This window comes from Reyranella sp. (genome assembly GCF_965229815.1).
In the GTDB taxonomy this organism is placed as follows: domain Bacteria; phylum Pseudomonadota; class Alphaproteobacteria; order Reyranellales; family Reyranellaceae; genus Reyranella.
The window spans coordinates 2,500,701-2,518,784 of the sequence record NZ_CBDDJN010000006.1; the positions used below are offsets into that span (position 1 = coordinate 2,500,701).

General features: G+C 68.7%; 22 protein-coding genes. 7 read left to right on the forward strand and 15 right to left on the reverse strand.

Features of this window, described 5'->3' with window-relative positions; genetic code table 11:
* The first annotated feature begins 205 nt into the window (after positions 1 to 205).
* Positions 206 to 1,027: an enoyl-CoA hydratase gene (locus ACO073_RS23300; protein WP_422000715.1), complete on the forward strand. Its 822-nt coding sequence runs from the start codon at positions 206 to 208 to the stop codon at positions 1,025 to 1,027.
* Positions 1,028 to 1,033: 6 nt separating this feature from the next.
* On the opposite strand, the gene ACO073_RS23305 is transcribed toward ACO073_RS23300, so the two are convergent.
* From ACO073_RS23305 to ACO073_RS23340, 8 genes are all read right to left on the reverse strand, one after another.
* Complete coding sequence (locus ACO073_RS23305; RefSeq protein WP_422000717.1) at positions 1,034 to 1,831, reverse strand: ABC transporter permease; 798 nt, start codon at positions 1,829 to 1,831, stop codon at positions 1,034 to 1,036.
* Position 1,832: 1 nt separating this feature from the next.
* Entirely contained in the window at positions 1,833 to 2,660 is an 828-nt protein-coding gene (locus ACO073_RS23310; protein WP_422000718.1) for an ABC transporter ATP-binding protein, read from the reverse strand.
* Positions 2,661 to 2,665: 5 nt separating this feature from the next.
* A complete protein-coding gene (locus ACO073_RS23315) occupies positions 2,666 to 3,703 on the reverse strand; it encodes an ABC transporter substrate-binding protein (protein ID WP_422000720.1) in 1,038 nt (345 codons plus the stop codon).
* 145 nt (positions 3,704 to 3,848) lie between these two features.
* Complete coding sequence (locus tag ACO073_RS23320; RefSeq protein WP_422000721.1) at positions 3,849 to 4,400, reverse strand: GNAT family N-acetyltransferase; 552 nt, start codon at positions 4,398 to 4,400, stop codon at positions 3,849 to 3,851.
* Between the two features lie 50 nt (positions 4,401 to 4,450).
* A complete protein-coding gene (locus tag ACO073_RS23325) occupies positions 4,451 to 5,314 on the reverse strand; it encodes a crotonase/enoyl-CoA hydratase family protein (protein ID WP_422000723.1) in 864 nt (287 codons plus the stop codon).
* Between the two features lie 39 nt (positions 5,315 to 5,353).
* Positions 5,354 to 5,689: a DMT family transporter gene (locus ACO073_RS23330; RefSeq protein ID WP_422000725.1), complete on the reverse strand. Its 336-nt coding sequence runs from the start codon at positions 5,687 to 5,689 to the stop codon at positions 5,354 to 5,356.
* Positions 5,686 to 6,723, reverse strand: coding sequence for a glycosyltransferase family 2 protein (locus ACO073_RS23335; protein ID WP_422000726.1), 1,038 nt, complete (start codon positions 6,721 to 6,723; stop codon positions 5,686 to 5,688). Before ACO073_RS23335 ends, ACO073_RS23330 begins: the two co-directional genes overlap by 4 nt.
* Positions 6,716 to 7,453, reverse strand: coding sequence for a class I SAM-dependent methyltransferase (locus ACO073_RS23340; protein WP_422000728.1), 738 nt, complete (start codon positions 7,451 to 7,453; stop codon positions 6,716 to 6,718). Before ACO073_RS23340 ends, ACO073_RS23335 begins: the two co-directional genes overlap by 8 nt.
* 60 nt (positions 7,454 to 7,513) lie before the next feature.
* On the opposite strand from ACO073_RS23340, the gene ACO073_RS23345 reads away from it, so the two are divergent.
* A complete protein-coding gene (locus ACO073_RS23345) occupies positions 7,514 to 9,103 on the forward strand; it encodes a hypothetical protein (protein WP_422000729.1) in 1,590 nt (529 codons plus the stop codon).
* A gap of 83 nt (positions 9,104 to 9,186) precedes the next feature.
* On the opposite strand, the gene ACO073_RS23350 is transcribed toward ACO073_RS23345, so the two are convergent.
* Genes ACO073_RS23350 through ACO073_RS23365 form a run of 4 tightly spaced genes read right to left on the reverse strand, consistent with a single transcriptional unit; the run spans position 9,187 to position 11,393 of the window.
* Complete coding sequence (locus ACO073_RS23350) at positions 9,187 to 9,648, reverse strand: PaaI family thioesterase (RefSeq protein WP_422000731.1); 462 nt, start codon at positions 9,646 to 9,648, stop codon at positions 9,187 to 9,189.
* A complete protein-coding gene (locus ACO073_RS23355; protein WP_422000733.1) occupies positions 9,645 to 10,088 on the reverse strand; it encodes an acyl-CoA thioesterase in 444 nt (147 codons plus the stop codon). Before ACO073_RS23355 ends, ACO073_RS23350 begins: the two co-directional genes overlap by 4 nt.
* A 4-nt stretch (positions 10,089 to 10,092) precedes the next feature.
* Positions 10,093 to 10,938, reverse strand: a complete 846-nt coding sequence (locus ACO073_RS23360) for a VOC family protein (protein WP_422000735.1) — start codon at positions 10,936 to 10,938, stop codon at positions 10,093 to 10,095.
* On the reverse strand, positions 10,935 to 11,393 hold the full coding sequence (locus ACO073_RS23365) for a MaoC family dehydratase (protein ID WP_422000736.1): 459 nt from the start codon (positions 11,391 to 11,393) through the stop codon (positions 10,935 to 10,937). Before ACO073_RS23365 ends, ACO073_RS23360 begins: the two co-directional genes overlap by 4 nt.
* 86 nt (positions 11,394 to 11,479) lie before the next feature.
* Between ACO073_RS23365 and ACO073_RS23370 the strand changes: the two genes are divergently transcribed.
* A complete protein-coding gene (locus tag ACO073_RS23370) occupies positions 11,480 to 13,210 on the forward strand; it encodes an adenylate/guanylate cyclase domain-containing protein (RefSeq protein ID WP_422000738.1) in 1,731 nt (576 codons plus the stop codon).
* 34 nt (positions 13,211 to 13,244) lie between these two features.
* Here the strand turns inward: ACO073_RS23370 and ACO073_RS23375 are convergent, their stop codons facing one another.
* Positions 13,245 to 14,405, reverse strand: a complete 1,161-nt coding sequence (locus ACO073_RS23375) for an acyl-CoA dehydrogenase family protein (RefSeq protein WP_422000739.1) — start codon at positions 14,403 to 14,405, stop codon at positions 13,245 to 13,247.
* Between the two features lie 25 nt (positions 14,406 to 14,430).
* Here ACO073_RS23375 and ACO073_RS23380 point away from each other — a divergent pair, with 25 nt between their 5' ends.
* Together ACO073_RS23380 and ACO073_RS23385 are read left to right on the forward strand one after the other, a co-directional pair.
* Entirely contained in the window at positions 14,431 to 14,874 is a 444-nt protein-coding gene (locus ACO073_RS23380; protein ID WP_422000741.1) for an acyl-CoA thioesterase, read from the forward strand.
* 73 nt (positions 14,875 to 14,947) lie between these two features.
* Positions 14,948 to 15,145, forward strand: a complete 198-nt coding sequence (locus ACO073_RS23385) for a (2Fe-2S)-binding protein (RefSeq protein WP_422000742.1) — start codon at positions 14,948 to 14,950, stop codon at positions 15,143 to 15,145.
* Between the two features lie 80 nt (positions 15,146 to 15,225).
* On the opposite strand, the gene bfr is transcribed toward ACO073_RS23385, so the two are convergent.
* Positions 15,226 to 15,711: a bacterioferritin gene (bfr, locus tag ACO073_RS23390; RefSeq protein ID WP_422000744.1), complete on the reverse strand. Its 486-nt coding sequence runs from the start codon at positions 15,709 to 15,711 to the stop codon at positions 15,226 to 15,228.
* Between the two features lie 390 nt (positions 15,712 to 16,101).
* On the opposite strand from bfr, the gene ACO073_RS23395 reads away from it, so the two are divergent.
* A complete protein-coding gene (locus tag ACO073_RS23395; RefSeq protein ID WP_422000746.1) occupies positions 16,102 to 16,713 on the forward strand; it encodes a superoxide dismutase in 612 nt (203 codons plus the stop codon).
* A 20-nt stretch (positions 16,714 to 16,733) separates the two neighbouring features.
* Positions 16,734 to 16,889 (forward strand): DUF3309 family protein, encoded by a 156-nt coding sequence (locus tag ACO073_RS23400; protein WP_422000747.1) that lies wholly within the window; start codon positions 16,734 to 16,736, stop codon positions 16,887 to 16,889.
* An 88-nt stretch (positions 16,890 to 16,977) separates the two neighbouring features.
* Here the strand turns inward: ACO073_RS23400 and ACO073_RS23405 are convergent, their stop codons facing one another.
* Positions 16,978 to 18,078 carry a lipid A deacylase LpxR family protein gene (locus ACO073_RS23405; protein WP_422000749.1) on the reverse strand — a complete coding sequence of 367 codons (1,101 nt, stop codon included), beginning with the start codon at positions 18,076 to 18,078 and terminating at the stop codon, positions 16,978 to 16,980.
* Between the last annotated feature and the right edge of the window lie 6 nt (positions 18,079 to 18,084).

The following is an 18,084-nucleotide window of genomic DNA, read 5'->3' on the forward strand; positions in this document are numbered from 1 at the left end:
TCGTTCCTGAACGATAGCACGACTCGCGCGGCGGCCCGAGACGCGATCCCCGGCCGCCTCCCCGGACCCTATCCGATCCGGCTCTCCGCCCCGGCGATCGCCCGTCCTCCGTTCGGGGGCTGTCCTCGCCTGCGAAGTGGCTTTGTATGGTCGCGTCGTTTTCGCCAACATGCACTCTTCAAGAATGCACATGAGGGAACCCCGGATGGCGTATGACACCGTGCTCTACAACGTGGACGAGCGCATTTGCACGATCACGCTCAACCGCCCCGAAAAGCTCAATGCGTGGACCCGCCAGATGCACCTGGACCTGCGGGAGGCCATGCAGACGGCCGGGGCCGACCCGGACGTCCGGGCCATCATCCTGACCGGCGCCGGCCGCGGCTTCTGCGCCGGGGCCGACATGGGCGGCCTGCAGGCCATCGGCTCGGGCGCCAGCGCCGACCGGTCGAGCCGGACCACCCCCACCCTGCCCGGCGGCAGCACGCTGGCCGAGTTCAGGATGACCTATTCCTACTTCCCGGCGATCCCGAAATTCATCATCGCGGCGATCAACGGTCCGGCGGCCGGCCTGGGGATGGTCATTCCGCTCTACGCCGACCTGCGTTTCGCCGGCGAATCGGCCGTGTTCACGACCGCCTTCGCCCAGCGCGGCCTGATCGCCGAGCACGGCGTGAGCTGGCTGCTGCCGCGGCTGGTCGGCTTGCCGGCGGCGCTCGACCTGCTTTGCTCGGCCCGGAAATTCCGTGCCCCCGAGGCGCTCGCCCTTGGCCTGGTCAACCGCGTCTTCCCCGACGACAAGCTGATGGCGGAGACCCGGGCCTATGCGCGGCTGCTCGCCGACACGGTCTCGCCGCGCTCGGTTGCCGTGATGAAGCGGCAGCTCTGGGAGGCCCAGTTCCAGACCCTGGCCGAGGCCACCACCCAGGCAAACCACGAGATGGAACTGTCCTTCCAGACCGCCGACTTCAAGGAAGGCGTCGCCCACTTCCTGGAGAAGCGGGCGGCGCGCTTCACGGGGACCTGACCTGCGTCAGGTCTTCTCGGTCTCGCCGGCGCGCGGCTGCCAGGTCATCAGCCGCTTCTCGACGGCGCCGACCAGGGAATCGAGGATCAGCGCGAAGGCCGTCAGCACCAGGATGCCGGCGAACACCGTGTTGATGTCGAACGTACCCTCGGCCTGCAGGATCAGGTAGCCGACGCCGCGCGCCGAGCCGAGATACTCGCCGACCACGGCGCCGACGAAGGCGAGGCCGACGGCATTGTGCAGGCTGGCGAACACCCAGCTCATGGCCGACGGCAGGTAGATCGAGCGCAGGAGCTGGCGGCGCGAGGCGCCCAGCATGCGGGCATTGGCGATCAGGGTCGGGCTGACCTCGCGCACGCCCTGGTAGACGTTGAAGAACACGACGAAGAAGACCAGCGTGACGCCGAGCGCCACCTTGGACCAGATGCCGAGCCCGAACCACACGGCGAAGATCGGCGCCAGCACCACGCGCGGCATGGAGTTGAAGCCCTTGATGTAGGGATCCATCACCGCCGAGGCGGTGGGCGACAGCGCCAGCCACAGGCCGATGCCGAGGCCGAGCGCGGCGCCGATCGCGAAGCCCAGCGCGGTCTCGAGCAGGGTCACGGCGAGATGGCCGAAGATCTCGCCGGTCGTGAACCACTCGACCACGACCCAGAACACCTTGTGCGGCTCGCCGAAGAAGAAGGCGGCGCGGTTGTCCTGCTCGAAGTAGAAGGCGGGGATCAGCCCGGGCGCGGTCAGCACGTACCAGGCCAGCACCAGCACGACGAAGATCAGGATCTGGAGGAGGCGCAGGCGCATGTCAGGCGGCCTTCTGGCGCTGATAGGCCTTCAGCACCTCTTCCTTCATGGCCGCCCAGATCTCGCGATGGAGGTCGAGGAAGGCGGGGGTCATGCGGATCTCCGAGACGTCGCGCGGCCGCGGCAGGTCGACCCGGAAATCGCCGATCGGCCGCGTGCCGGGGCCGGCCGACAGCACGACCACCCGGTCCGACAGCGCGATCGCCTCCTCGAGGTCGTGGGTGATGAACAGCACCGACTTGCGGTCCTCGGCCCACAGCGCCAGCAGCTCGTTCTCCATGAGCTGGCGGGTCTGCACGTCGAGCGCCGAGAATGGCTCGTCCATCAGCAGGATGTCGGGGCTGAGGATCAATGTCTGCGCCAGCGCCAGGCGCTTGCGCATGCCGCCCGACATCTGGTGCGGATAGCGGTCGCCGAAGCCGGCCAGCCCGACCCGGCGCAGCCATTCCTCGCCGCGGGCACGCGCCTCGGCGGCAGGCACGCCGCGATATTCGAGACCCGCCACCACGTTGCCGATCCCCGTGCGCCACGGCATCAGGGCGTCGGCCTGGAACATGTAGCCGGCGCGGCGGTTGACGCCGTCGGCCGCCACCAGCCGCTCGCCGAACACCTCGACGCTGCCGGACGACGGCTCGAGCAGTCCCGCCGCCACGTTCAGCAGCGTGGACTTGCCGCAGCCCGTCGGGCCCACGACGGAGACGAACTCGCCCTTGGCCACGGTCAGGGTGGCGTTGGCCACCGCGGTGTAGGAGCCGCCTCGCCCGTCACGGTCGGCGAAGCGGCAGGTGATGTCCGCCAGCGCGAGCGCCGGCGCCGATTCGGTCGCCACGCCGGTCAGGACTGCTTCTTGGCCCGCTGCGCGAACTCGTTGGTCCACGTGTCGGCCAGCTTGATCTTGGCCGGGTCGATCTTGGAATCGCCCGCGGCCAGGAACTTCAGACAGTTCTCCGGCCCGCCGGCCGGCATCGTCCCGTCGGGCGAGATGGTTTCGCGCACGTTGGCGAACGCCTTCTCGTAGATCTTCTGGTCGCCCAGCAGGTAGCCCTGCGGCACCGACTTCGCGACGTCGGCCGGCGAGGCGGTCTGCAGCCATTCGTCGGCGCGCACGATGGCCGTGGCCAGCGCCTGCGCGGTGTTGGGAGTCTTGGTGAGCAGGGCGGGCTGGGCGTAGAGGCAGGCGGCCGGCATGGGGCCGCCGAACAGGTCCAGGTTGCCCTTCATGGTGCGGGTGTCGACCATGATCTTGATCTCGCCCTTCTCCTGCAGGATCGTCAGCGCGGGGTCGGCCTGCGAGACGCCGTCGACCGACTTGTTCTCGACCGCCGCCACCACCGAGGCGCCGGCGCCGACGCCGATGATGGCGATGTCGGACGGCTTCAGCCCGCCCTTGGCGGCCCAGAAATTGACCAGCATGTTGGTCTGCGAGCCGGGTGCGGTGACGCCGAACTTCATGCCCTTGATGTCGGCCGGGCCCTTCACCTTCGGCGCGATGTCGGAACGCAGGCCGATCGCGAGCTGCATGCCGCGGCCGATCAGGGCAAAGCCCTTGATGGCCTGGCCGCGCTGCTGCATGCGGATCGTGTGCTCGTAGGCGCCGGCGACGACGTCGGCGCTGCCGCCCATCAGGGCCTCGAGCGACTTGGAGCCGCCCTGGAAGTCGTTGATCTCGACGTCGAGGCCGGCTTCCTTGAAGTAGCCGCGCTTCTCGGCGATCGTCAGCGACAGATAGTACAGCGCCGACTTGCCGCCGACCGCCAGCACGACCTTCGATTTCTCCGGCTTGCCCGTCTGGGCGCGCGCGACCCAGGGCGCGGCCACCAGAGCCGGGGCCGCCGCCAAGATCGCGCGACGCCGCATGTGCAGCTTGCTCATTGTTCCTCCCATTGGCGATTAGGGCCGGGAGATTGCCGCAAGGCCGCGCGGGCGGCAACCGAGACAAGCGCATAGCGGACCGGCTTCGGTAGCGTCGGCGCATTCTGCGCCGACGGTCTCCACGGGCTGTACGAGTTGATGATGCCTACCGGAGCACGCGCAGGCGGTGAAAGACTCCTACGCCAGCGTCGTGGAACCAAGCATCCCGATCATACGTGAACCCCGCCTTCAGGAGCACGCGCTCCGACGCGGAATTGCCCTTCTCGACGATGCCCACGAGCACCGGCTCGGCAATCGTGGCGAGCCACAGATCAACGAGCGCGGTGGCCACTTCGGAGGCCAGCCCCCGGCCCCACGCGGCCTTGGCAAACGTGTAGGCGATTTCCAGCGCCCGCTTGCCCTCGAGTTCGACATAGCGGAGCCCGGCACGGCCCAGAAAACCGCCCTGCTCGGATCGAAGAATCCAAAGTCCGAAACCGTGCTCCCGCCAATGCCGAAGCTGCACTTCGACATAGGCGGCCGTCTGCTCGGGTGATCTTACGCCCCCGAGAAACCTCGACACGTCCGGGTCAAGATGCGGACGTATGAGATCGTCAAGATCCGCGGCCTGGATCCGGGTCGCCCGCATTCGGGAGGTCGAGAAGACTGCGGGGATCCGGCTCGCCCTGTCACCTTGGGCTCCATCGTGATTGGGCAAGTCCTCAAGTTCCTTGAAGTTCCCGAAGCCGTCCCTCACTCGACCCTGGCCTACTTGAACGGCCGCTCCTGCCACCACGGGAAGTAGGACGGCATGCCCGTCGTGACCTTCATCGGGAAGCGCGCCGGTCGCTTCTCGAGGAAGGCGGTGACGCCCTCCTTCACGTCGTCCGACTTGCCGCGGGCGTAGATCCCCTTGGAATCGACCTTGTGCGCTTCCATCGGATGGTCGGCGCCAAGCATCTTCCAGATCATCTGGCGGTTCAGCGCCACCGAGACCGGCGCGGTGTTGTCGGCGATCTCGCGGGCCAGCGCATGGGCCGCCGGCAGGAGCGCATCGGGCTTGTGGACCGAGCGCACCAGGCGGCCGGCGAGCGCTTCCTCGGCCGGGAAGACGCGGCCCGTCATCACCCATTCGAGCGCCTGCTGCGGCCCCACCAGGCGCGGAAGGAACCAGCTCGAGCAGGCTTCCATGACGATCGCCCGGCGCGTGAACACGAAGCCGTAGCGCGCCGCCTCCGAGGCCAGGCGAATGTCCATCGCGAGCTGCATGGTGACGCCGACGCCGACCGCCGGGCCGTTGCAGGCGGCGATGGTGGGCTTCAGCGATTCATAGAGCCTCAGGGTGAAAAGGCCGCCGCCATCGCGATGGCCGTCGAGGCCCGGATCGACCGGCCCGCGATTCTCGGCGTTGAAGGTGTTGGCGCCGCCCGACAGGTCGGCGCCGGCGCAGAAGCCGCGGCCGGCGCCGGTGAAGACGACGGCGCGCACGTCATCGTCGCGGTCGGCGCGGTCCATTGCGTCGAGCAGCTCCGACAGCATGCGTCCGGTGAAGGCGTTGAGCTTGTCCGGCCGGTTCAGCGTGACCGTGAGGATGCCGTCGCGGCTCTCGTACTTGATCTGCTCGTAGTCCATGTCGTTTCCTCGATGTGTGCCCCGCGACGCGGGCGGATGTCAGGCGTGCTGGTTGATCAGGACGACACCGCCCACGATCAGCGCGATGCCGCCGATCTGGCGCAGGCCGAACGGCTCGCCGAACAGGAAATGGCCGAGCACGGCGACGATCGCGTAGGACAGCGAGACGCTGGGGAAGGCGACCGAGACCGGGATCTTGCGCAGCGCCACGATGTAGAGGAACGCCGCCGATCCGTAGAGCGCAAGCCCGAGGAGGGTCGAGGGCCGCAGCACCTGGCTCACGAAGTCCGGTGCATCGGCACCGGCCTTCAGCAGCATCTGCCCGCCGATTCCGGCCAGGATGCCGATGGCGAGGGCGACGTAGTAGACGGTCATGAGTTGCTCCCGGTGGCGGCTTCGCGATGAGGCTGGCCGGCCGCCCGCGTATCGACGTTCGGATGCTCGACCTCGACCCCGCCGGGGCCGCCGCGAAAGACCTCGCGCACCAGATACTGCGGCTTGCGGTTCACCGCGAGGAACATGCGGCCGAGATACTCGCCGATCAGCCCGACGACGACGAGCTGGACGCCGGCCAGCACCAGCACCGCGACCATGAGCGAGGCCCAGCCCTGCGGCGGCTTGACCGAGACGATGGCCTCGATGACGACGATCGCGGCGGCGAGCGCTCCCAGCGCACCGAAGACGAAGCCCAGCACGGTCGCGATGCGCAGCGGCATCACCGAGAAGTTGAGGAACATCGACAGCCACAGCCGCACCAGCCGGCGCAGCGTGTAGTTGGAGCGGCCCTCGGCGCGCGGCAGATGGTCGACCTGCAGGCGGCCGACATTCTGCGTCACCTGGAACACCAGCCCGTCGACATAGGGATAGGGCCCTTCGTAGCTCGCCACGATGTGCTCGCGGACGAAGGCCGACAGGCAGCGGAAGCTCGACAGGTAGAGGCCGGTCGGCTTGTCGATCAGCCGGTCGGCGCACCAGTTGGTGAAGCGGCTGCCGAGATTGCGCCATGCGGCGTGCTGCTTCTCGGCATAATAGGTGTAGACGGCGTCGTAGCCGCCGTCGCGCGCATGCTCGAACAGCCGCCGCACCTCGGCCGGCGGGTTCTGCAGGTCGTCGTCCATGGTGATGACGTAGGCGCCGCGCGCGCGCGCCAGCCCCGCCATGACCGCATTGTGCTCGCCGAAATTGCGGCTGAGGCTCAGGACCGTGACCGGCGCGCCGGGCTCGCCGGCCAGGCGCCGGCAGACCTCGAGGCTGTTGTCGGGCGGGCAGTCGACGACCAGGACGATCTCCAGGCCGCCCTCGATCTCGAGCCCGCGCAGGGCCGCGACCAGCTCGCCGACCGTGGACGCGCCGTTGTAGACCGGCACCACGATCGAGAGCGCCGGCGCGGGCGTCGCCGGATCAGCCATGGCGCACCGCCACGACCATCAGGGAGCCGCCGAACGGCAGCCGCAGGCCGGCGGCGATCGCCGCCCGCTCGACGGAAAGGGCCGCGCTGAACAGGGCGTCGAGCCAGCCTGGATAGTCGCGCACGTCGCTCGGGGCGTCGGCGCGCTCGAAGAGTCGATGGATCAGCATGAGAGGAAACAACAGCGTGTTCCAGTAAGTGGTCCTGAGGATGCGGAAACCGTGGCCGGCGAGCAGCGTGCGGGCCTCGGCGGACGTGAAGCGGCGGACATTGTGCACGCGCCTGTCGTGCGCCGACAACAGCCAGCCATAGGCCGGCAGATTGAACACGGCGACCGCGCCGGGACGCAGGCACCGCCGGGCCTCGGCCACGGCGCGGCCCGGATCGACCCCGCCATGACAAAGCACGTCCAGCGACACGTAGGCGGCCAGGACACCGTCGCCCAGGGGCATCTCGTTGACCGAGCCCGCGACGACCGGGCAGCCCGACTTGGCGGCCGCCAGCGCCGCGGCGATCGCGTCGTGCTCGAGGCCGAACGTGTGACGACCCGACACGGGGCCCAGCGTCCTCAGCATGCCGCCGGTGCCGCAGCCGGCGTCGAGCACGGCGCCCTCGACCGCGGCCCGCGACAGGGCCTGCCCCAGCAGCGTCGCCGCGAGGCGGCGCAGGCCGCGATACCACCACATGCGGTCCTCGACCGCATGCATGCGGTCGTATTCCGTCCGTTCCACGCCGCGCCCGCCCGCCTCCAGCCTCTACTTTCCGCCTGCTTATGATATCTTCCCCGCGCCTTGCCAACCGCCACCAACAAGCCCCCCGTCATCCCCCCGAGCGTCGAACGCCTGCTGCTGGTGCCGCTCATCGCGCTGCCGATCGTCTGGCTGGCCGGCTATTTCTTCCCGCCGATCAACCACGACGTGGCCGCCATCCTCGACGTGTCGACCCGGTGGGTGAACGGCGAGAAGCTCTTCGTCGAGGTCATCGACGAGAACCTGCCGCTCACGTTCGTGGTCCATGCCCTGCCGGTCCTGACCGCGAAGATCCTGCCCGGCAGCGTCGCCTTCTGGTTCACCGCCTGGATGGTCGCCGGCATCTTCGCCTCGTTCTGGGCCTGCCGCCGGCTGGTCCGGCTGGTCCCCTCGGCCGACCACGCGCTGACCGAGGCGCTGCTGCCGCCGGTCCTGCTCTTCCTGTTCTCCGTGCTGCCCAACGAGCATTTCGGCCAGCGCGAGCACATCCTGTTCGTGGCCTGCGCGCCCTACATGATCGCCTCGATGGCGCGCGCCGAAGGGGTCGCGCTCGGCCGCGGCGTGGCGATCGTGATCGGCCTGGTGGCCGGCATCGCGCTGGCGATGAAGCCCTACTACCTCGCCATCCCGGCCGCGCTGGAGCTCTATCTCCTGATCCGGCGCGGCTGGCGCACCACGCTCGGCGACCCCATCCCCTGGATGATCGGCCTGGTGGCGGTGGCGCACCTCGTGTCGATGTACACGATCTTCCGCGCCTACGGGACCTTCGTCATGCCGCTGGCCGTCGAGGCCTATGCCCCGATCGGCGATACCGGCTGGCAGGGCGTGCTGACCAGCAACGTCCTCGGACCGACGCTGATCGCGCTCCTGATCTTCGGGCTGATCGCCATCGTGTTCACCAAGACGGTGGCGGCGCGCGTGCTGGTCGCCTTCGGCATCGGCGCCGCTCTGTCGGCGATCGCCCAGGCCAAGGGCTGGCCATACCATGTGCTGCCCGCCCTCTCGGCCGCCATCCTGCTGGCGGCGCTCACCGTCTCGCAAACGGTCGACCGCTACCTGCCGATCAGCCGCAGCGGCCACCACCTGCCGGTCGCGGTCATCTCGGCCACCTTCATGGTGCTGCTCTACTTCCAGGCCGCGCTGTACACGCCGCCCTTCTACAAGCAGCGCCAGTTCGAGGATTCGATCGGCGGCCGCCTCCAGCACGTCATCGAGCAGAACGCGCCGCATCGCACGATCCTGGCGCTGTCGCCGGGAATCTATCCGCTGTGGCCGATGATCAACTACATCGGCGGGCGCATGAGCATGCGGTTCCTGTCGCTGTGGGTGCTGCAGGGCGTCTACGCCACCTGCGACGACTTCCCGGCGCTCTACAATCCGCCGGACACGATGGGCGATTCCGAGAAGTTCGTGTTCGACGCGGTGAGCGAGGACTTCGCCCGCGAGCAGCCCGACCTGCTGATGGTCGACCGCATCGCCGGCATCCCGCGCTGCCAGGGCAAGGAGTTCGACTATCTCGAATACTTCATGCAGAATCGCGTGTTCGCCGATGCCTTCGAGAACTACGAGCACCTGATGGACTTCGACCGCTACAGCATCTACCGGCGGAAGAAGAAGAAAAAGAAGCCGTAGCGGACAGAGCCTTCAGCTCAATCCGTCGTTCCGACCGAAGCCGAGCGAAGCGAGGCGGAACGGAGGAACCGACGAACCCGTGCCTACTCCCACTTGCCCATGACCTTGGCGCGGACGTCCGGCGGGATCTTCTCGAGGTCGGGAATCCTGAAGACGCCGGAGGCGATCAGCACGACCTCGCCGCCGCACACCAGGTCGCAGCTGCAGAAGCAGAAGTTGATGGTCCGCCGGGCCACGCGCGCCGTGCCCTCGAGCCACTGGCCGAGGCGGGCGCCGCGCACGAACTCGGTCGAGAGCGACACCGTGGGATGGGGCCAGCGGATGCCGGTGGCATGGCCCGAGCCCGCGCCCATGACCATGTCGGCCACCGTGACCAGCAACCCGCCATGGGCCCAGCCCATCGGATTGCCGTGGCGCGTCTCGAGCGGCAGGCCAACGCGCAGTTGCTCGCCCTCGGCCTTGAACCAGAGCGGCCCGACCAGGTCGACGAAATCGTCGGCCACGTCGAGCTTGCGGAATCCGTCGGGAATAAGCGTGCCGGTCATGGTCCCAGTCCGTCGGCCGAAGTGGCAAATCTCTCCAGAGCCCCGCGCACGTCGGCCTCGAACGGCATGCTGCGGTGCGTCTCCTCGTTCAGCGACACCATGATCGCCTTCAGGACCGCGGTGCAACGGCCCTCGCCGTCGAACAGGCCATGGCCGATCACGCACTTGCGCTCGTGCACCTCGAGGAGCCGGGCACAGGCCGTGGCGCGGCCCGGGTAGAACATCTGCCGCTTGAAGTCGACCTCGAGGCGGCCCACGACCACGCGGAAGCGCGGCAGGCCCGAGCGCACGATGCCGCGCATGTAGCTCACGCGCGCATTCTCCAGGAGCTGCAGGAAGGCGCCGTTGTTGATGTGCCCGTTGGCGTCCACGTCGGCAAAGCGAAGGTGCTCCTCGGTGGCGAACCCGTAGACGCCACGGTCGGTCAGGTCGAGACTCACCGGCTCAGAGCTCCCGGAACTCGAGGGCAAGGTTCGCGGACTCGGCCGGCGGCACGAGCAGGCGGCCGGCCTCGGGCCGGACCGTCGCGACGCCGTTGGCGGCCAGCAGGTCGGCGCAGGCGGCGAGGCTGTCGACGCGCAGCGACAGCAGCGCCGGATGGTCGCCTGACCGCACCGGCGCGATGCCGGGATAGAGGTCGGCATAGCGGCCCGGCGTCACGTAGCGCACGGGCTGGGTGCCCGTGTCGACGATCAGCCCGTCGCCGTCCGGCCGCGCCGAGCCGGCACCGAAGTATTTCTCCAGCTCGCCGGCCCAGCGGGCCGGCTCGGCGGCGATCACCGTGACGCCCAGGATGCCGCGCGCACCGTTGGGATGGCGCGCCCATTCCGGGCGGTAGACGAACTGCGGCGTCAGATGCTCGCAGACGAAGAAGCCGACCACCGGCATGTTGGTCTTGGGAATGCGCACCGTGCGGAACTGGGCGTGCTCGGTCTTTCCCGCCACCTCGACGGCGCGGTCGAAGAACAGCGGCGCATCGGGATGGAGGCCAGCCGCCGTGAAGGCCTCGAAGGCGAGCTGGGCGCCGTCGGTCGCGAGCGCGACGTTGGCCAGCCCGCCGCCGCCCTTCAGCCATTCCCGCCGCTCGGCATTGAACGGCGTGTCCTCGACGATGCCCAGGATCTCGAAATAGTCGCGGTCGAAGATCATCAGGTGGTTGGCCGTGCCGAGCTTCCGATGGAAGCCGCGCGGCTGGACCTGGAAGCCGAGGCGGCGATAGGCGGCCTCCGCCGGGTCGATGCCGTCCACCATGACGACGACGTGGTCGAGGCCACGCACGGCGCGCGTCATGCCGGCCTCCGCCGCACCATGTTGATGCCCTTGGCCGTCATGACGAGCTCTCCCTGCTGGTTGGTGGCGCGCCAGTGCTCGTGCACGATGCCCATCTCGGGCCGGCTCTTCGACGGGACCTTGCCGGCGCATTCGACCCAGGCGGTCAGCGTGTCGCCCGGACGGACCGGCTTCAGCCAGCGCAGCTCGTCGACACCCGGCGATCCCAGCGTCGTGCGCGGGTCGACATAGTTGTCGACGAACAGCCGCATCAGCTTGGCCGCGACGTGCCAGCCCGAGGCGATCAAGCCGCCGAACAGCGAGCCGCGGGCCGCCTCGGCATCGACGTGGAAGGACTGAGGATCGTAGGCGCGCGCGAACGCGACGATTTCCTCTTCGGTGAACCGGGTAGAGCCGAGGTCGAAGCGCGCGCCGACCTCGTAATCGTCCCAGTACCGCGGAGACGAAGACTGCATGGCCAGAGGTCTTCGCAGAGCCGGACGGACGAGGCAAGGACATGGCGGCAGTTCCATCCGGCGGAAAACCAAACTAGCCTGACCCCATGACCGATCCCGACCTCGTCCGGCGCCTGACGACCATCATGGACATCGACGTCGTCGGCTTCAGCGCGATGTCGGCCCGCGACGAGGAGCATGCGCTCGCCCTGCTGGGCAACCGCATGGCGGTGTGCCAGGCGCTGGTGAAGCACCATCGCGGCCGTGTCTTCAAGCTGACCGGCGATGGCCTGCTGGCCGAGTTCGCGAGCCCGGTCGAAGCGGTGCGCGCCGCCCTCGAGATCCAGGAAGCGATGCGCGCGGCCAATGACACCGCCGGTCCGGACGACCGCCTTCAGCTGCGGGTCGGGGTCAATCTCGGCGACGTGGTCGAGAGCGGCGACGACCTGATGGGCGACGCCGTCAACGTGGCGGCCCGGCTCGAATCGATCTCCGCGCCCGGCGGCGTCTGCGTGTCGGCGGCCGTCTACGAGCAGATCGAGGGCAAGCTGACGCTGGGCGTCGAGGACATGGGCGACCAGCACGTCAAGAACATCCCGCGGGCCATCCATGCCTACCGGCTGAGCGTCGGCGGCACTCGCCCGGGCCCCGCGGTCCCGTCGGCACCCGCACCCGCCGCCGCAGCGCCCGCCCCGTCCGCACGATCCTCGCGGCTGGCGATCGCCGCTGCCGCCCTCGCCGGCGCGGCGATCGTGGCCCTGGGCGGCGGGTGGTTCCTGGCGCGCCAGGGGACCGCGCCCTCCTCGGCCGTCGCGCCCACGGCGCCAACCGCCGCGCCACAACAGGCCGCCCCGTCCACGACGGCAGCAACCTCACCCGCGACCGCGCCACCCGTGGCAGCTCCTGCGGCCCCTGCCCGGCCGGCCGCCGCCGAGGCAAACGCCGTTCCCACTGTGCCGGAAACGACGTCGGATTCGCCCGCACCGGCGGGCCTGGCCACGGCACCGGTCCGACGCTTCTCCGCCGCCCAGGTCCCGTTCGTGGCCGAGTGGCGGCGCGGACGTCTGGAGGACTATGCGCGCGCCGAGGGGTCCAAGGCGCTGGCCCTCAACGTGCGCGGCTGGATCGGCATGGCGGTGCGCCGGATCGATGCCGCGACGGCGCGGCGCGAGGCCCTCGAACATTGCAACGCCACGGTCGCGCACGAGGTCGCATTCCCGCGCGCCTTCGACCGCTGCATGCTCTACGCGGTCGGCAACGACGTCGTATGGTCCTACCGCGACCCGCCGATGCCGCCGCCGCCCTACCTGCCGGCCGCCGCCCTGTCGCCGCCGGTCACCATCGACCCCGCGACGGTGCCCCTCGTCCGTGAGCCGGCCCGCCGCAACATCGCCGACCACTATCTCCGCCAGACCCGGCCGCGCGCGATGGTGCTGGGCCACGGTCACTTCGAATGGTGGTCGCTGAGCGCCAACGATGGCGATGCGATCCAGCGCAACCTGCAGATCTGCGGCCATATCAGGGGCCGGCCCTGCGTCGTCTACGCCGTCGAGAACAGGGTCGTGGTGCGGGTGCCCCAGGAGCATACGGTGACCGACGTGTTCACGCCGGAAGCGCTCGACAATCTCGATCCCGGGCAGAAGGCGGCGGTCGAACAGTACCTGATCGCCAACGACTGGCGGGCGCTGGCCGTGGGCACGAACGGGCGCCTCGGCATCGTGTCGGGCCGCGCCGACGAGGCGACGGCAGCGAAGGACGCGGTGGCCGAATGCGCGAGCGTCGGTGGCGCGGGCTGCACGCTGACGGCGGTCGGTCCGTTCCTGGTGACGCGGAACTGACGCCGGAACGGCTGGCCATCGATCGGGACCGCCCCTAGTCGGCGAGGACGGCGGCGAAGCGCTTGGCGACTTCCTCCAGCATCACCTCGGAAGCGCCGCCGCCGATCGCCTGGACGCGGGCGTCGCGCGCCATGCGCTCGACCGCCGTCTCGCGCACGAAGCCCATGCCGCCGTGAAACTGGACGCAGTCGTAGAGGACCTCGTTCACCAGGTCGCCGGCCAGCGCCTTGACCATAGAAACCTGGGCGACGCAGTCGCGGCCCTGCGAGTCGAGCCAGGCCGTGTGATGGACGAGCTGGCGCGCCGCCTCGACCTCGGCCAGGCGCCGGGACAGGCGCTGGCGGATCGTCTGCTTGTCCCACAGGGGCCGGCCGAAGGCCGTGCGCTGGCCGACATGGTCGAAGGTGAGCCGGATCGCCTCGCGGGCCTCGGCCATCGCCATGGCGCCGATCACCAGCCGTTCGGTCTGGAAGTTGGCCATGATCGAATAGAAGCCGCGGTTCGGCTCGCCGAGCACGTTCTCGGCCGGCACCCGGCAATCGGCGAAGACCAGCTCGGCCGTGTCGGAGGAGCGCCAGCCGGTCTTGTCGAGGGCGCGGCCGACGGTGAAGCCGGACGTGCCCTTCTCGACGATGAACATGGTGATGGCGCGGCTGCCCTTGGCCTCGGGATCGGTGCGGGCGGCCACGAAGTAGAGATCGCCGTGGACGCCGTTGGTGATGAACATCTTGCTGCCGTTCAGCACCCAGTCGCCGCCGTCGCGGGTCGCGCGGGTACGGATGCCGGCGACGTCGGATCCGGCGCCGGGCTCGGTCACGGCGACCGCCGTCACCGTCCGTCCGGCCATGACGTCCGGCAGGTACTTCTCGAGCTGGCGCCGGGTGCCGAAACGCACCAGGTGCGGGCTGGCCATGTCGGTATGCACGAGGACCGTGATGGCGAAGCCGCCGAAGGTAGAGCGCCCGACCTCCTCGGCCAGCACGACCGAGGCGCGCGCATCGAGGCCGGCGCCGCCCAGCGCCTCGGGCACGCGCAGGGAGAAGAAGCCCAGCGTCCCCATCTCGCGCAGGATCTCCCGCGGGACGAAGCCGGCGTCCTCCCATCGCGACGCCTGCGGCTTCACCTTCTCCTCGACGAAGCGCCGCAGCTGGTCGCGGATGAGGTCGTGCTCCTCGGTGAAGACCGGATGTGTCATCGCGGCGGAATGCTACACTCGCGCCATGTCACGCGACAAACGCCTGCAGGACCGCTCGATCTATCCCCACTGGTGCACCGACACGGTGCGCTTCTGCGACCAGGACGCGGCCGGCCACGTCAACAACGTGGCGCTCTGCGCCTACCTCGAGACGGCGCGCCTCACCTTCATGCGCGACATGGGCATGATGGGCGGCAACCCGGACGGCACGCGCGGCATCTCGGCCGGCATGACCGTGAGCTTCCTGGCCGAGTCGCACTGGCCCGGGCAGGTCGATCTGGGGACCGGCGTGATCCGCCTCGGCACCTCGTCGATCACGGTCGGCTCGGCGGCCTTCAAGGACGGGGCCTGTATCGCGGCGGCCGAGATGACGGTCGTCCGGCTCAAGGGAAAGACCCCGCATCCGATCGACGAGGCCCTCCGAGCCCATCTGGACAAGTACCGGCTCAAGGGCTTTTCGGAGGCTTGACCGGCCGGGCCCGCGCGCCTATCTTCGCTCGTGCGAGTAAGTCGCATCTGCATAGGAAACGCGGCCAGCCGGCATGTTCATCTGCATCTGCCAAGCCATTCGCGAACGCGAGATCGATGCCGCCGTTCAGGCCGGCGCCCGACGCCCCGTCGACGTCTTCCGGGCCTGCGGGAAGAGTCCCCAGTGTGGCAGCTGCGCCTGCGACATCCGCGAGCGCATCGCCCAGACGATGACCCGCGAGCAGGGTCCGGCCCTGCTGGCCGCCGAGTGACCGCAGGCCTGTCCGGCCCCACTTCAACGATGTGATACGAGGCACCGGCCGGCAACGGCCGACCGGTCTGCCGTCCGCGATCAGCTCGGGTCCTTGCCTTCGCCGATCTGGGTCTGCAGGTAGTTCTGCTCGCCGACCTTGCCGACCAGCGACAGCTCGGTCTCCAGGAAGTCGATGTGCTCCTCGGCATCCTCGAGGATGTCGACCACGATCTCGCGGCTGACATAGTCCTGCGTCGTCTCGCAGACGCCAACCGCGGCGACGAGCGCGGCATGCGCCTCCTTCTCAAGACGCAGATCGGCGTTCAGGCATTCGACCACGGTCTCGCCGATGGCGAGGCGGCCGAGATCCTGGAGGTTGGGCAGCCCGTCGAGCATCAGGATGCGCTGCGTGAGCTTATCGGCATGCTTCATCTCGCCGATCGACTCCTCGTAGATCTTCTTGGCGAGTCGCTCGAAGCCCCACTGCTTCATCATGCGCGCGTGGAGGAAGTACTGGTTGATGGCCGTCAGCTCGTTCTTGAGCAGCTTGTTGAGCTCGGCGACGACTTGCGGATGGCCCTTCACGGCGAATCTCCTGACGATGATGATCGTAGGAATACAGCGCAGCGGACGCGATGCAACTCTGCAGTGCGCAAGTGATAACCGTTAGCTCAAATATCTGTTCAAGCCCGCGTGTTCCGCGCGAGTGAGAAACGTTCTCCGATGAATCGCGCGATGACGGACGAACGTCGTCGTATGGATCGGAGCGGCATCGGCCGTCACCGCCGACGCGCTCTTAATCCCCGCACCCGCTGAGGACATTGCCCGCCGGCGCCGGCGCATCGTCCTTTCCACCACCGGCGGGGCCTGCCAAACTGATCTTGTTCGGCGCCACGCAACGTCGGGGCGTTACGGACGTTCTTACAACCATCTCAGCCCGCCCGGTCAAAGGCCGGGTCAGCCGGAGTACGAATCATGCCTTTTGATCAGGACAAGGCCCCCTTCGAGCTTCCCAAGCTTCCCTATGCCGATGATGCGCTGGCACCGGTGATCTCGGCCAACACCATCTCCTTCCATCATGGGAAGCATCACAAGGCCTATGTCGACAACCTGAACAACCTGATCAAGGGCACGCCCTATGCCGAGCTGACGCTGGGCGAGATCATCAAGAAGTCGGCCAAGGACGACAAGGCCAAGGGCATCTTCAACAATTCCGCGCAGGTCTGGAACCACACGTTCTACTGGCACAGCATGAACGCCAAGGCGGGCGCGCCCGCGGGCAAGATCAAGCAGGCGCTGCAGGACAGCTTCGGCAGCGTCGAGGAATTCCAGAAGGCCTTCAAGGCCGCCGCGGTCGGCCAGTTCGGCAGCGGCTGGGCCTGGCTGGTCGCCAAGGACGGCAAGCTCGCCATCGAGACGACGTCCAACGCGGATACGCCGCTGGCGCACGGCGGCAAGCCGCTGCTGGTCGCCGACGTGTGGGAGCACGCCTACTACCTCGATTTCCAGAACCGCCGCCCGGACCACGTCCAGGCGTGGCTGGAGAAGCTCGTCAACTGGTCGTTTGCCGAAGAAAACCTCGGATAGTTCCGTAGAAGGGAGTCGTCATGCTGGGCACCATCCTCCTGATCATTCTGATCCTGATCCTGATCGGTGCCTTGCCGACATGGCCATACAGCCGTGGCTGGGGTTACTACCCCAGCGGCGGCGCCGGCCTCATCGTGATCATCCTGATCATCCTGCTCCTGATGGGACGACTCTGACGGATGCCGCCGGCGGGACTTGTCCCGCCGGCCATTCCGTTCTCCGCTTCGCTCGGAGATCGTCCGTAGCGACGCCTCGGCAGAGGCCTCAGTAGCGGAACGTGACGTTCAGCGATCCGAACTGCGTCCAGCGGCCCTGCTCGTAGAAATCCGGCGAGCGCAGGACCTGCGTGTAGGCGACGCGCACGCCGCGCCAGGTCACCGCGAGGCCGGCCTGCGCCTCGGCCACGAACGGCCGGTGGGAGACGCGCAGGCTCGCACCATCGGTATTGCCGTCGAGGAAGATGTTGCGGCCGACCGCCTGCCCGTCGACGCCGGCGAACAGGTACCAGCCGAAGCTGCCGTCGCCGATGAAGGCCTCGGAGCCCGGCAGCGAGGGACGTGCCCGCGTCGGCCCGAAATCGTCGCGCAGGTTCTTGCCGATCCGCGCCGTGCCGCCGACGTCTGCGTAGATCGCGACGTTGCCGAGCGACGCCCCGACGCGCGGGATGAAGTCGACCTCGAGCCTGGGATCCTCGATCACCACCCGGCGGGCCGTGCGCCAGCGCCGCTCGAACGCGATGTCGAAGGTCGGCTCGTTGTGCAGCTGGTTGGCCCAGCCGTAGGCCGGCGACACGCCGATCAGCCGGTGGAAGTTGTTCTGCACGAACTCGCCGCCGGCCGCGGGGCCGATCAGGCCGACGTCGACCTGCAGCGTGTCGAGGCGGACCGGCTCCAGGACCCCGCTGCGCCCGTCGCGCCGCTTGTAGGTGTATTGAAGGGCGAAGGCGGCGTAGAGCCAGGCCGCGTAGGGCCGGTCGTTGTAGATCGGCTGCGCGGTGAAGGTGTTGTCGGGCGTGTAGATGTTCTGGCCGACCGAGACGCCGAAGCGGCGGATCACGGAATCGGCCGGCGCCTCGCCCAGGAAAGTCGGCACGGTCGTGAGCGCCACCAGGCCGGCCGGCATGGCAGTGATCGCCGGGGACAGCCAGCCGAACCGAACCCCGTTGGTGTAGTCGCGATCGGTCGGGCTGAACCGGTTGAAGACGTCGTTGTCGACCTGAAAGCTGAAGATGTTGCGCCGCTCGTCGGCGGTCGCCGATGCGGGGGGCGAATCGCCGGCCGGTGAGCGTTCCTGGGCGATGGCCGCGGCGGTTCCCCACGCCGTCATCGCCGCGACGCAGGCGATCCTGGCGAGGGTTGGAGTCATCCGGAA

Bases quoted from the DNA above. Each gene is read 5' to 3' on its own strand.
- ACO073_RS23300 (WP_422000715.1), top strand. From the start codon at position 206: ATGGCGTATGACACCGTGCTCTACAACGTGGACGAGCGCATTTGCACG.
- ACO073_RS23305 (WP_422000717.1), bottom strand. From the start codon at position 1,831: ATGCGCCTGCGCCTCCTCCAGATCCTGATCTTCGTCGTGCTGGTGCTG.
- ACO073_RS23315 (WP_422000720.1), bottom strand. From the start codon at position 3,703: ATGAGCAAGCTGCACATGCGGCGTCGCGCGATCTTGGCGGCGGCCCCG.
- ACO073_RS23325 (WP_422000723.1), bottom strand. From the start codon at position 5,314: ATGGACTACGAGCAGATCAAGTACGAGAGCCGCGACGGCATCCTCACG.
- ACO073_RS23330 (WP_422000725.1), bottom strand. From the start codon at position 5,689: ATGACCGTCTACTACGTCGCCCTCGCCATCGGCATCCTGGCCGGAATC.
- ACO073_RS23335 (WP_422000726.1), bottom strand. From the start codon at position 6,723: ATGGCTGATCCGGCGACGCCCGCGCCGGCGCTCTCGATCGTGGTGCCG.
- ACO073_RS23350 (WP_422000731.1), bottom strand. From the start codon at position 9,648: ATGACCGGCACGCTTATTCCCGACGGATTCCGCAAGCTCGACGTGGCC.
- ACO073_RS23360 (WP_422000735.1), bottom strand. From the start codon at position 10,938: ATGACGCGCGCCGTGCGTGGCCTCGACCACGTCGTCGTCATGGTGGAC.
- ACO073_RS23365 (WP_422000736.1), bottom strand. From the start codon at position 11,393: ATGCAGTCTTCGTCTCCGCGGTACTGGGACGATTACGAGGTCGGCGCG.
- ACO073_RS23370 (WP_422000738.1), top strand. From the start codon at position 11,480: ATGACCGATCCCGACCTCGTCCGGCGCCTGACGACCATCATGGACATC.
- ACO073_RS23375 (WP_422000739.1), bottom strand. From the start codon at position 14,405: ATGACACATCCGGTCTTCACCGAGGAGCACGACCTCATCCGCGACCAG.
- ACO073_RS23380 (WP_422000741.1), top strand. From the start codon at position 14,431: ATGTCACGCGACAAACGCCTGCAGGACCGCTCGATCTATCCCCACTGG.
- ACO073_RS23385 (WP_422000742.1), top strand. From the start codon at position 14,948: ATGTTCATCTGCATCTGCCAAGCCATTCGCGAACGCGAGATCGATGCC.
- ACO073_RS23395 (WP_422000746.1), top strand. From the start codon at position 16,102: ATGCCTTTTGATCAGGACAAGGCCCCCTTCGAGCTTCCCAAGCTTCCC.
- ACO073_RS23400 (WP_422000747.1), top strand. From the start codon at position 16,734: ATGCTGGGCACCATCCTCCTGATCATTCTGATCCTGATCCTGATCGGT.
- ACO073_RS23405 (WP_422000749.1), bottom strand. From the start codon at position 18,078: ATGACTCCAACCCTCGCCAGGATCGCCTGCGTCGCGGCGATGACGGCG.